At 61.1% G+C, this 12879-nt stretch carries 8 protein-coding genes; 3 read left to right on the top strand and 5 right to left on the bottom strand.

From position 1 onward, the window contains the following. Positions 1–274 precede the first annotated feature (274 nt). Positions 275–4186: an ATP-dependent RNA helicase HrpA gene (gene hrpA, locus AC0R79_RS08335; protein WP_474734060.1), complete on the bottom strand. Its 3912-nt coding sequence runs from the start codon at positions 4184–4186 to the stop codon at positions 275–277. A 181-nt stretch (positions 4187–4367) separates the two neighbouring features. Beyond that, positions 4368–6089, bottom strand: a complete 1722-nt coding sequence (aceK, locus tag AC0R79_RS08330) for a bifunctional isocitrate dehydrogenase kinase/phosphatase (protein ID WP_127797225.1) — start codon at positions 6087–6089, stop codon at positions 4368–4370. A 407-nt stretch (positions 6090–6496) separates the two neighbouring features. Between aceK and AC0R79_RS08325 the strand changes: the two genes are divergently transcribed. Beyond that, entirely contained in the window at positions 6497–8122 is a 1626-nt protein-coding gene (locus tag AC0R79_RS08325) for a methyl-accepting chemotaxis protein (RefSeq protein ID WP_474734059.1), read from the top strand. Between the two features lie 84 nt (positions 8123–8206). Continuing rightward, complete coding sequence (locus AC0R79_RS08320) at positions 8207–9115, top strand: DMT family transporter (protein ID WP_007956522.1); 909 nt, start codon at positions 8207–8209, stop codon at positions 9113–9115. A gap of 58 nt (positions 9116–9173) precedes the next feature. Here the strand turns inward: AC0R79_RS08320 and AC0R79_RS08315 are convergent, their stop codons facing one another. Continuing rightward, entirely contained in the window at positions 9174–10037 is an 864-nt protein-coding gene (locus AC0R79_RS08315) for a DMT family transporter (protein WP_085605619.1), read from the bottom strand. A 450-nt stretch (positions 10038–10487) separates the two neighbouring features. On the opposite strand from AC0R79_RS08315, the gene AC0R79_RS08310 reads away from it, so the two are divergent. Continuing rightward, entirely contained in the window at positions 10488–10685 is a 198-nt protein-coding gene (locus AC0R79_RS08310; RefSeq protein WP_474734057.1) for a hypothetical protein, read from the top strand. A gap of 54 nt (positions 10686–10739) precedes the next feature. Here the strand turns inward: AC0R79_RS08310 and AC0R79_RS08305 are convergent, their stop codons facing one another. Beyond that, positions 10740–11678 carry an aspartyl/asparaginyl beta-hydroxylase domain-containing protein gene (locus tag AC0R79_RS08305; protein ID WP_197871680.1) on the bottom strand — a complete coding sequence of 313 codons (939 nt, stop codon included), beginning with the start codon at positions 11676–11678 and terminating at the stop codon, positions 10740–10742. Positions 11679–11864: 186 nt separating this feature from the next. Beyond that, positions 11865–12839 (bottom strand): cysteine synthase A, encoded by a 975-nt coding sequence (cysK, locus tag AC0R79_RS08300; RefSeq protein WP_474734055.1) that lies wholly within the window; start codon positions 12837–12839, stop codon positions 11865–11867. Positions 12840–12879: the final 40 nt, after the last annotated feature.

The raw sequence follows: 12879 nt of genomic DNA, 5'->3' as shown, positions 1-12879 counted from the left end.
CCAACACGCAAAGGGTCCATTCCCGTATAAGGGACGCAAAAACCTGGCATCGCTTTATTCCGTTGCGCGACCCGGCAAAGGCTCTGGGACGCGAAAACGGCATTTATGGTGGCGAAGTTTGCCATAACCGTGGCCATTTGGCGCCTTTCTCAAGATCGACGCGCAATGATCGTTCCCACGCTCCTGCGTGGGAATGCAGCCCGTGACGCTCTGCGTCACTGGACGCGGAGCGTCCCCGGAGGCATTCCCACGCGGAGCGTGGGAACGATCAGCGTCACTGTTCTACCTGGCTCCACTGCTTGTTCAGGCGCTTGTCGGAGATCGGCACTTTCGTCCCCAACTGCTGGGCGAACAGCGAAACCCGATACTCCTCCAGCCACCAGCGATACAGCTCGAGCTGCGGATCGCGTTTGCCTTCCTGCGCATGTTTGGCGGCGCGGGTCTGGTATTGCGTCCAGAGGCCGGCGAGTTCGCCGCTCCACACCCGATCCTTCTGCACCTGCGCGCCCAGTTTCTCGAAACGCTGCTCGACGGCCTTCAGATAACGTGGCAACTCCTTGAGCCAGAGCATCGGCGTTTCCCGGACGAAGCCCGGATACACCAGATGACTGAGCTGCTGCTTGATGTCGTTGAGCGCCACCGCCTGAGCTAGGTCGATCTTGCCCTTGAAGCGTTTTTGCAGGCCGTGCCAGAGCTTGAGGATCTCAAGAGTCAGACGCGCCACTCGCTCGGCGTGCTCGGTCCAGCTGCCACGCTTGCGCTCGGCCAGTGCCGCCAGCCCTGCGCCGTCACGCGGCAACGGGTCTTCGCCCTCGAGAATGCAGCTGTCGAGGCTGGCCAGCAGAATGTCTTCCACCAGCGCATCGACGCGACCCAGTTCGCGGTACAGCAACCCCATTTCGGTCAGGCCCGGCAACTTGCCGCGCAGGAACTTCGCCGGTTCGGCCAGTTGCTGCATCAGCAGGCGTTGCAAGGCGCGGCGGTGCTGGAATTCGGCTTCGGCCGGGGTCGAGAAGCGCCCTTCCTTGACCGTGCCGCCCTCTTCCACCAGCGCCGGATAGACCGTCATCGACAGCCCGGCGATCTTCTGCTGCGTCTTTTCCGCCACCGGCGCGAAGACCTTGGCCTCCACCGGCTGCTGGCTTTTCGCGCTCTGCGGCACGGCCAACGCAGCCTGGCTGGCTTCGGCGAAACGTGCGGTCAGCTCGGCCAGATCCCGTCCTTCGCCGAGGAACTTGCCCTGACCGTCGACGATTTCCAGGTTCATCCGCAGGTGGCTTTCAACCTGCTGCGCCGCTTCCGCCCACGCCTCATCGCTGACCCGCGCGCCGGTCATGCGCAGCAGTTCGCGGCCCAGCGCTTGCGGCAACGAGCCTTCGGCAAAGGTCATGCGCTGCAGCGCGGCCTTGATGAAGTCCGGCACCGGCACGAAGTTCTTGCGCAGGGCCTTGGGCAGGTTGCGCACCAGCGCAATGCACTTGGCCTCGATCAGCCCCGGCACCAGCCACTCCAGGCGCTCCGGCGGCAGCATCGGCAACAGCGGCGCCGGCACACGCAGGGTCACGCCGTCGCGCGGGTGATTCGGTTCGAAGTGATAACTCAGCGCCAGTTCCAGATCGCCGATGTGCAGCGTGTCCGGGTAATGCTGGGCGGTGACTTCACTGGCCTCGCGAGCCAGTACGTCTTCCTCGCGCATGATCAGCAATTGCGGATCTTTCTGGCTGTTGACGCGGTACCAGCTGTCGAACGTCGCGGTCTGGTGGATCTCCGCCGGCAGTCGCGCGTCGTAGAACGCGTAGAGCGTTTCCTCGTCGGCCAGAATGTCCCGGCGACGAGCCTTGGCTTCCAGTTCGTCGAGCTGTTCGAGCAATTGCTTGTTGGCCGTCAGGCACTTGGCCCGGGACTGAATCTCGCCACGCACCAGTCCTTCGCGGATGAACAGCTCACGCGAGACCACCGGATCTACCGGGCCGTAGTGCACCGGTCGACGGCCGACCACGATCAGGCCGAACAGGGTGATCTGTTCGAACGCGACGACCTGGCCGCGCTTCTTCTCCCAGTGCGGTTCGAAGTGGTTCTTCTTGATCAGGTGCCCGGCCAGCGGTTCGATCCAGTCGGCGTCGATCTTCGCCACCATCCGCGCGTAGAGCTTGGTGGTTTCCACCAGTTCGGCGGTCATCACCCACTGCGGGCGTTTCTTGCCGATACCCGACGACGGGTGAATCCAGAACCGCCGCTGACGGGCGCCAAGGTAATCGCCGTCCTCGGTTTTCTGGCCGATCTGGCTGAGCAGGCCGACCAGCACCGCTTTGTGCAGCTTCGGATAATCCGCCGGTTCTTTGTTCAGGCTCAGCTGCAAGTCGCGGCAGATCAGGCTCAACTGACGGTGGGAATCACGCCACTCGCGCAGCCGCAGATAGTTGAGGAAATTCTTGCGGCACCAGTTGCGCAGCGGGCTCGCCGTCAGCGCCTGGCGCTGCTCTTCAAAACCGCGCCACAGATTGACCAGCCCGGCGAAGTCGGAGTCAGCGTCCTTCCATTGGGCGTGCGCCTGGTCAGCGGCTTGCTGACGCTCCGGCGGACGCTCGCGCGGGTCCTGAATCGACATGGCGCTGGCGACGATCAGCACTTCCTGCAGGCTGCCGAGCTTTGCCGCTTCCAGCAGCATGCGGCCCATGCGCGGGTCCACCGGCAGACGCGCCAGCTGACGGCCGAGCGGGGTCAGCTGACTGTTGCGGTCCACCGCCGAGAGTTCTTGCAGCAGGTTGAAACCGTCGCTGATTGCCTTGCCGTCCGGCGGCTCGATAAACGGGAAATCGGTGATCTCACCGAGGCGCAGATGGAGCATCTGCAGGATTACCGCCGCAAGGTTGGTGCGCAGGATTTCCGGATCGGTGAATTCCGGGCGACCGAGGAAATCCTCTTCGCTGTACAAGCGCACGCAGATACCCGGCTCGACCCGGCCGCAGCGACCTTTACGCTGGTTCGCGCTGGCCTGGGAAATCGCTTCGATCGGCAGCCGCTGAACCTTGGCGCGGTAGCTGTAGCGGCTGATGCGCGCGGTGCCGCTGTCGATCACGTAACGGATGCCCGGCACGGTCAGCGAAGTTTCGGCGACGTTGGTCGCCAGCACCACGCGACGACCCGGGTGCGACTGGAAAATCCGCTGCTGCTCGGCCGGCGACAGGCGCGCGTACAACGGCAGGATTTCCGTGTGTTTGAGCTGGGCCTTGCGCAGCATGTCGGCGGCGTCGCGGATCTCGCGCTCGCCGGGCAGGAACACCAGCACGTCACCGGGACTGCGGCGCTCGCTACGCTCGTAAGCGGCGATTTCGTCGAGGGTGGCGAGGATCGCCTGATCGACGGTCAGGTCGTCCTCGACACGGTTGCCCTCTTCGTCCTGCTCAAGCGTCAGCGGGCGATACCAGGTTTCAACCGGGAAGGTGCGGCCGGACACTTCGACAATCGGCGCATCGTCGAAATGCTTGGAGAAACGCTCCAGATCGATGGTCGCCGAGGTGATGATGACTTTCAGGTCCGGACGACGCGGCAGCAGGGTTTTCAGGTAACCGAGCAGGAAGTCGATGTTGAGGCTGCGTTCGTGGGCTTCGTCGACGATGATCGTGTCGTAGTGTTCGAGGTAGCGATCGTTCTGGGTTTCCGCCAGCAGGATGCCGTCGGTCATCAGTTTGATCAGGGTGTTCGAATCGCTTTGGTCTTCGAAGCGCACCTGATAGCCGACCAGTGCGCCCAGCGGCGTGCCGAGTTCTTCGGCCACCCGGCTGGCCACGCTGCGTGCTGCGATCCGCCGAGGCTGGGTGTGGCCAATCAGACCATGCTGGCCACGACCGATCTCCAGACAGATTTTCGGCAACTGGGTGGTTTTACCCGAGCCGGTTTCGCCGGCGATGATCAGCACCTGGTGCTTTTCCAGGGCCTTCTTGATTTCGTCACGCTTGGCCGCGATCGGCAGGCTGTCGTCGTAACGGATCACCGGCAGGCTGGCCTTGCGCGCCAGCACCTGATCGCAGGACGCCTGCATGCGCGCCACCCACTGGGCCAGCTTGGCCTCGTCGGGTTTCTTGCGCAGCTCAAGCAACTGCCGCCGCAGCCGGTGGCGGTCGGCGAGCATGGCGTGATCAAGGTTTTTCAGCAGTTTGTCGATGGAGGGCGATTCGTCGGTCATCGGGTACGCAATTCGGTCGTCTAGTGGCGCAAGGACGCGATTGTCGCAGATTTACGCCTGACTGTGATCGTTCCCATGCTCTGCGTGGGAATGCAGCCAAGGACGCGGAGCGTCCCAAAAGCGGACGCGGAGCGTCCGGTGAGGCATTCCCACGCAGAGCATGGGAACGATCATTAACGGGTTATTCGTTATCCAGGCCCTTGCGCCGATACGGGAAAACATCAATCACTTTCCCGGCCCGAATCGCCTCCTGTAGCCCCTTCCAGTAATCAGCGTTGTACAACTCGCCATGCAACTGATCGAACAGTTTTCGCTGCGCCGAATCGGCAAACAGAAACGGCGGAAACTCTTCGGGGAACACATCCAGCGGGCCGATCGAATACCACGGTTCGGAGGCCATTTCATCCTCCGGCGTGCGCGGCGCCGGGATGTGGCGGAAATTCGCTTCAGTGAGGAAACAGATCTCGTCGTAGTCGTAGAACACCACCCGGCCATGGCGGGTGACGCCGAAGTTCTTCAGCAACATGTCGCCGGGGAAGATGTTGGCCGCCGCCAGTTGTTTGATTGCCAGTCCGTAATCTTCCAGCGCTTCGCGCACCTGGGCTTCGTTGGCGTTATCCAGATAGAGGTTGAGCGGGGTCATCCGGCGCTCGGTCCAGCAGTGGCGGATCAGCACGGTTTCGCCTTCCAGCGACACCGTGGACGGCGCGACGTCCAGCAGTTCCGCCAGGCACGCCGGCTCGAATTTGCTCAGGGGAAAACGGAAGTCGGCGAACTCCTGGGTATCAGCCATGCGCCCCACGCGGTCGACGCTTTTCACCAATCGATACTTCTCGATCACCGTGGCGCGGTCGACGTTTTTCGACGGCGAGAACCGGTCCTTGATGATCTTGAACACGGTGTTGAAACCCGGCAGCGTGAACACGCTCATGACCATGCCGCGCACGCCCGGCGCCATGATGAACTGGTCGTCGGTGTTGGCCAGATGATTGATCAGGGCGCGGTAGAACTCGGACTTGCCGTGCTTGTAGAAACCGATCGAGGTGTACAGCTCGGCGATGTGCTTGCCCGGCAAAATGCGTTTGAGAAAGCCGATGAATTCCGCCGGCACCGGCACATCCACCATGAAATACGAACGGGTGAACGAGAAGATGATCGACACATCGGCTTCGTCGGTGATCAGCGCATCGATCTGAATCCCCCGCCCTTCGCGGTGCAGCAGTGGAATCACCAGCGGCCATTGATCGTCGTTGGTGTAGATGCGCCCGACCAGGTACGCGCCCTTGTTGCGGTACAGCACCGAGGAGAACAGCTCGACGCTCAGCTCCGGGTCCTTGCACACCCAGTCCGGCAGGTTCTCGCGCAGCTGTGCTTCCAGGCGATGCAAGTCACCGGGCAGATCGGCGTAGGCCTCGTTGAACCGGTAATCGGCAAAGATACTCGCGAGCATGCCCGAGATCTGCCCTTGGGGTTTATAGGTGCGGGTTTGCGCGGCGCGGGCCCGACGCAGGCTCGGGCGGGTGGTGTGGATGAACATGCAGCCGTCGCTGATCAGGTCGTGACTGAACAGGCCGCAGAAAATCGAGTTGTACCAGGTCTCGGACAGCTCATCGTCGAAGCGCAGGTCGATGATGCTGATGTAGGCGCTTTTCACCAGCGGCCAACAGGTGACGTCCATCAAGGTGTCCGGCTCGAAATACTCGCGCAGCCGGGCAACGGTTTCACCGACCTTTTCTTCGTAGAGGTTGATCCGCGCCGCCGACGCGGTTTGCGTGTCCTGCCAGCGGGCCTGCTCGAAGCGCTCCCGGGCGCCGTCGGTGATCCGCCGGAAATGCTCGCGGTAATCGTCAAAGCCATCGAGGATCAGGCGGGCGATGTCGGTGGCTGGCCATTGCTGCGGCATAGATGAGACCTCTGCGGGAATTGGAGAATCTGTGCTCGAAGGCCTGAGCTTAGCCACGGAAGCGGGCGCAGGAGAAGCGCAATTTCTGCCAAATCCTCTTGCGGCTTGTACAACGACACAGTTTTTATCAAAGTTTTTTTAATCGACCGTTCGGTCAATAAACGTCCAATTCGGTTCTCCCCACCACTGGGCGCCAGCCCGCGTTTTCTGTGGGTTTCGGATCCAATTCAGCGACGACATCTCTAGCCTGCGCTTTTGCCCGAGTTGTTCATGCCTGTCCATTCCCGTCAGCGACTGGTCTTACCAAGATAGTGGCACTTTGATATATAGCCCGCCATTACCCGCCTCACAACAAGATCCTCGGCTCACGAGGACGACCTCTCCCCAAACGCCCAAGGAGCACATTGATGTCTATCCGGAATCTGCGCATCGGTTTGCGCGCCAGTTTGTGTTTTGCCGTTCTGGCCAGTCTGCTGGTGGTGGTCGGCCTTTTCGGTCTGGGCCAGATGAAAACCCTGCGCGAGAGCGCGGCGGTGATCGAGGAATCGTGGATGCCCAGCATCGAAAGCATCCATGACGCAGCGGCAAACATCGCCAGCATCCGCCTCGAATCCCTGCGCCTGATCACCAGTACTCAGGCGGCCGTTCGCGATCGCAGCAAAGGCCTTCTCACCGCGCAACGCCAGGAATTGCTCAAGCGCCTCGACGGCCACAAAGCCCTGATCGCCAATGACCAGGAACGGGCGATGCTGGAAGGCCTGAGTGCCGACACCGCCAAGTACCTGAGCATCCTCGACCAGATCATCAAACAGCTTGATGCCGGACAAAACGAACAAGCCTACGCCCGCCTGGGCAGTGAACTGGCGCCCCAGGGCACGGTGCTCGACAAGACCCTGGAGCAAATGATCAGCCTCAATCAGCAAGGCGCGGATGTCGCGGCCAAGTCCGCGGCGGCGATGTACCAGCAAGCGCTGTGGATCGTCGCCACGATCATCGTCATCGCCCTGATTGCCACGTTGCTGCTGGCCTGGTTGCTGACCCGCAGCATCACCGCGCCGATCAATCAGGCGCTGAATGTGGCACGGCGGATTGCTTCGGGAGACCTCAGTGGTCGCATCGACAGCGACGGCAAGGATGAAGCGGCGCAGTTGCTCACAGCTCTGGCGGAGATGCAGGGCAATCTGCGCTCGACCATTCGCGGCATCAGCGAATCGGCCCAGCAACTGGCCTCCGCTGCCGAGGAAATGAGTTCGGTGATGGAACAGAGCACTCGCGGCCTGCAACAGCAGAATGACCAGATCGAGCAGGCTGCCACGGCGGTCACCGAGATGAGCACGGCGGTCGATGAAGTGGCCGCCAATGCAGTGTCCAGCGCCGAAGCCTCCGAAGCCTCGAACGAGGACAGCAAGCACGGACATGTGCAAGTCAGCGAGACCATCAGTTCGATTCAGGAACTGGTCAGCGCGGTGCTCGGTGCGTCCGAACAGGCCGAGGGCCTTGCGACTCAGGCCCAGGACATCAGCAAGGTTCTGGAAGTGATTCGCGGCATCGCCGGGCAGACTAACCTGCTGGCCCTGAACGCCGCCATTGAAGCCGCACGAGCCGGAGAGGCTGGGCGTGGGTTTGCGGTAGTCGCCGACGAAGTCCGTTCGCTGGCCCAGCGCACGCAGAACTCCACCGAAGAAATCGAGCTGATGATCAGCAGCATTCAGCAAGGCACCAGCGCCACCGTCGGCGCTTTGCAAACCAGCGCCGAGCAGGCCAGCCAAACCCTGCGCCGGGCCAACAGCGCCGGCCAAGCCCTGGAGAAAATCACCGCGTCGATCTCGCAGATCAACCAGCGCAACCTGGTGATCGCCAGCGCCGCCGAGCAACAGGCGCTGGTGGCCCGGGAAGTCGATGAAAACCTGGTGACCATCCGCGATCTGTCGACCCAGACCGCTGCCGGCGCCACCCAGACGTCTGCCGCCAGTCAGGAACTGTCGCGCCTGGCCGTCGACCTGAACGGACTGGTGACGCGCTTCGTGATCTGATCAGAAAATTAAATGCCCGATTAGCGGTTGCCATCGCCGGGGCCCTCGGCAACACTCTCGTCCCGATCAAGGAAGGAGTGGCCCGTGAGCCCTGTCGATATTTTCCGCATGTTGTCGCTGGCTGCCATCTGGGGCGCGAGCTTCCTGTTCATGCGCATCATCGCTCCCGCGATCGGTACGGTTCCGACCGGATTCTTCCGCGTTTCGATTGCCGCCGTCGGCCTGCTGGTGATCCTCGGACTGATGCGCATCAGCTGGGATTTCAAAGGCAAGCTCAAGACCGTGATGATGCTCGGCGTGATCAACTCCGGCGTTCCGGCGACGCTGTATTCGGTCGCCGCCCAGGTGCTGCCGGCCGGATACTCGGCGATCTTCAATGCCACCACGCCGTTGATGGGCGTGTTAATCGGCGGGTTGTTCTTCAGTGAAAAACTGACGCTGGCCAAACTCGCCGGGGTGTTCCTTGGCCTGCTCGGGGTGGGCGTGCTGACCCGCGCCGGCCCGGTCGCGTTCGATCTGCACCTGCTGATGGGCGCCGTTGCCTGCCTGCTCGCAACCACTTGCTATGGCTTCGCCGGGTTTCTTGCACGACGCTGGCTGGATCAGGCCGGTGGGCTCGACAGCCGTCTTTCGGCGTTGGGCAGCATGCTCGGTGCGACCCTGTTTCTGTTGCCGTTGTTCGGTTACAGCGTCATCACTCAGCCGCCCGTGAGCTGGGGTGGCTGGAATGTCTGGCTGTCGCTGCTGGGCCTGGGTCTGGGCTGCACCGCGTTTGCCTACATCATTTACTTCCGCCTGCTGAGCTCCATCGGGCCGGTGAAGTCGATGACCGTGACCTTCATGATTCCGCCGTTCGGCGTGTTGTGGGGGGCGCTGTTTCTCGATGAGCCGCTGTCGATGGCGCACGTGTATGGCGGGGTGTTGATCGCGATTGCGCTGTGGCTGGTGTTGAAACCCGCTGTGGTGAAGCCGGCAGAAATCGCCACCCGCTGAAAGGCAGATGCACAAAGGCCCGGGAGTTTCCTCCCGGGCCTTTTTTCATGCGCGGCGGTTACGCCGATTTACGGAACACGAACACCAGACCGACGATGATCAACAGCATTCCCAGCACGCTCAGCGCCGCCAGACGATTGCCGAAGATCAGGTAGTCCATCACCGCCGTCACGGCCGGCACCAGATAGAACAGACTGGTGACATTCACCAGATTGCCCCGGGCGATCAGTCGATACAGCAGCAACGTCGCCAGCACGGAAACCACCAGCCCCATCCACAACACCGGCACGATGAAACCTGCGCTGTGCTCGAAGTGAAACGGCTGGAACGGCACGAAAATCCCGCACAGCAACAGGCCGGCCAAGTACTGCACCGGCAGCGTGCCGAGGGGATTGTCGGTGATGCGCTTTTGCATGATTGAGCCGAAGGTCATGCTCGCCAGCGCCAGCAGCCCGAACAACATTCCCGCCAGCGACATCCCGGCCAGACCGATGCCTTGGTAAACCACCATGATCAACCCGGCCAATCCCAGCGCCAGACCAAACATCCGGCTCGCCGAGCGCTGCCGCTCCATGATCACCACCGTGAGGATCGGCTGCACGCCCATGATGGTCGCCATCACCCCGGGCGTGACTTTCAGATCCAGCGCCAGCAGATAAAAGATCTGATAAGCCCCCAACAGCACCACACCAGTGGCCATCGCGTACAGCATCGGCTTGCCGAGCTTGGGCAACCTCAACTTGAGTAACGGCACCAGCAGCACCAGCCCGCACAGGGCAATCACAAAACGGATCAGCAGAAAGGCAAAGGGCGAAGCGTGGGCCAGCCCCCACTTGGAGAAGATCGCCCCGCTGCTCCACAGCAGAACGAACAGGCTCGTGGACGCCGCCGCGAGCGCGGACTTTTTCGAAAGGACAAACATGAATACCACCTGTAGTCAGGCAAATAGCCAACTCAGCCGAAGCTGAAATTCAGTAGGTTTTTTCAGGCGGGCACAGGGGTCAGCAAAAAACGCTGATCAGCCCGAAACACCAACGCCCGGCGGTGATACGACTGCGCACACCGGCGTGCTACTGACAGGTGGAGGGTAATGACTGATCTGCACAGGCTGCTGATTCCCGCACGGCACGACGCCAGCGTTGACCGCTGAATCGACTACCGCGTTGATGAGGGATGCAGGCATCTGGGCTGATCTTTTTTGAAGGGTTGAAAGGTGAGCCGTGCGACTCACGAGCGCCGACTATAACCAGCCCGCGACATGGATTGCAACGACTTGGACAAAGGGCCAGTAGCGACGGATGGACGAGAGCTGAATAGGCTGTTGAGCTGACTTGGAAGGCCGCCTTGTCCTCGCAGTGGAGAGTAAAGTATCGTGAAAACTGTTCAAGTAATGATCAACGAGGGCGGGCTCATGCGCAAATCCGTGAAAAAATCCCCCACCAGGAAAAGATCCATCAAAACGGATGAAAAGCTTATCTCCTCCGAGCTTTCAACCAATCAGCAACGCTTTCTTCAGCTACTGATTACAGGCATTGAAGACGAGCCCGACGTTCTCGCTGGACGGCGCTGACTCGCAGACAATAAAAAACCGCTCACAAGGAGCGGTTTTTTTCTGCATCCAGCCTCAACCAAACAGCCAATACCCTAGCAACGTCAGCACCACCACCGCCAGCACCGGCCGCATCACGCGGTAGGCTTTTGGATTACGGCGTTTCCACTGTTTGACCGCACCGCTGAACTTGTCGCTGAAGTTCTTGCTCCACGCGTAAGCCTGGTTGATCCCGCCGACACGCTCGTCGTCGAGGTTCTGCGGTGCCGTGGCACGGCCCAGCCAGGCGCTGATGAAGCGGTTGATCCGGGTCATCAGGCGGTTGCTCAGCGGACGCTCGATGTCGCAGAACAGGATGACGCGGGTCTTGTCGGTTTCGTTCTTTACCCAGTGCACGTAGGTTTCGTCGAACATCACGTCTTCACCGTCGCGCCAGGCGTAGACCTGACCGTCGACGAAAATCCGGCAGTCGTCGGAGTTCGGCGTCGACAGGCCGAGGTGATAACGCAGGGAACCGGCGAACGGATCGCGGTGCGGGTTCAAATGGCTGCCGCCCGGCAACAGGGCGAACATTGCGCCTTTGACATTGGGGATGGCACTGACCAGCGCCACGGTTTTCGGGCACAGGGTTTCGGCCGATGGCAGCGGTTTGTCATACCACTTGAGATAGAAACGCTTCCAGCCCTTCTTGAAGAACGAGCCGAAACCGGCGTCGTTGTTCTTCTCGGCGGCGCGAATATAACCCTCGTCGAACAGGTGCATCGCCTCGTCGCGAATGGTTTCCCAGTTATCGCGCAACACGTCCAGTTCCGGAAACTTGCTGCGATCCAGATACGGCTTGGACGGCACGCCCGAGAACAGGTACATCAAGGCGTTATACGGGGCGAACAGCGCCGAGTGGTTGACGAACTGACGCAGCACCGGCAAACGCGCCTTGCCGCGCAAATGCACGTAGAGGATGCTGCCCACAAACAGCAGCAACACCGACACCTTGGCGGCTAACGAAAAGGTCATCAACAACTCCTTGAAATAAGACAACGCCACGCCATGTCATTTACCCGAGATGGCGGCCGGCCATGATAAACACTACCGGCTCCGGGAAAAACCCGCCCGACTCAAGATTCAGTGTTAAGAATTGCGCAACAAAGCACTTATTAACATAACGATCCTGAACCCTGGCTGACCTGAATCAACGCGCCCTTACTGCTGGTTCTCCTGATCGGTGAACAGATCGCTGAAGAGCATGCTCGACAGGTAACGCTCACCTGAATCCGGCAACACCACGACGATGGTCTTGCCCTGCATTTCCGGAGTTTCCGCCAGGCGCATCGCTACCGACATGGCCGCACCACAGGAAATCCCGCACAGAATCCCCTCTTCCTGCATCAGGCGCAGGGCCATGGCCTTGGACTCGTCATCCGTCACCAGCTCGACCCGGTCAACCATCGACAGATCAAGGTTCTTCGGCACGAAACCGGCGCCAATGCCCTGAATCTTGTGCGGGCTCGGCTTGATCTCTTCGCCCGCCAGCGCCTGGGTAATCACCGGCGAGGACACCGGTTCCACTGCCACCGACAGAATCGGTTTGCCCGCCGTATTCTTGATATACCGCGACACGCCGGTAATGGTTCCGCCGGTGCCGACGCCTGCGACCAGCACATCAATGGCGCCATCGGTGTCGTTCCAGATTTCCGGGCCGGTGGTTTTTTCGTGGATGGCCGGGTTGGCCGGGTTATCGAACTGGGCCGGCATGAAATATTTGCCCGCGTCACTGGCGACAATCTCCGCGGCCTTTTCGATCGCGCCCTTCATGCCCTTGGCAGGCTCGGTCAGCACCAACTCGGCGCCCAGCGCCTTGAGCACCTTGCGCCGCTCGATGCTCATCGAGGCCGGCATGGTCAGCAGCAGTTTGTAACCGCGAGCGGCCGCGACAAAGGCCAGGCCGATGCCGGTGTTGCCCGAGGTCGGCTCGACAATGGTCATGCCCGGCTTGAGTTTGCCGCTGCTTTCGGCGTCCCAGATCATGTTGGCGCCGATCCGGCACTTGACCGAGTAGCCCGGGTTGCGACCTTCGATCTTGGCCAGAATGGTCACGCCACGGGGCGCGATGCGGTTGATCTGCACCAGCGGCGTGTTGCCGATGGAATGGGCGTTGTCAGCAAAAATACGGCTCATGGCTGGGTCCTTGTGCAGCGTTGAATTCAGCTCTCCAAGG

Source organism: Pseudomonas sp. HD57-3 (genome assembly GCF_056113135.1).
This window is presented reverse-complemented; position numbering and strand designations above follow the sequence as displayed.

Coding starts and splice junctions, on each gene's coding strand:
- hrpA (WP_474734060.1), bottom strand. CDS start 4,186: ATGACCGACGAATCGCCCTCCATCGACAAACTGCTGAAAAACCTTGAT.
- aceK (WP_127797225.1), bottom strand. CDS start 6,089: ATGCCGCAGCAATGGCCAGCCACCGACATCGCCCGCCTGATCCTCGAT.
- AC0R79_RS08325 (WP_474734059.1), top strand. CDS start 6,497: ATGTCTATCCGGAATCTGCGCATCGGTTTGCGCGCCAGTTTGTGTTTT.
- AC0R79_RS08315 (WP_085605619.1), bottom strand. CDS start 10,037: ATGTTTGTCCTTTCGAAAAAGTCCGCGCTCGCGGCGGCGTCCACGAGC.
- AC0R79_RS08305 (WP_197871680.1), bottom strand. CDS start 11,678: ATGACCTTTTCGTTAGCCGCCAAGGTGTCGGTGTTGCTGCTGTTTGTG.
- cysK (WP_474734055.1), bottom strand. CDS start 12,839: ATGAGCCGTATTTTTGCTGACAACGCCCATTCCATCGGCAACACGCCG.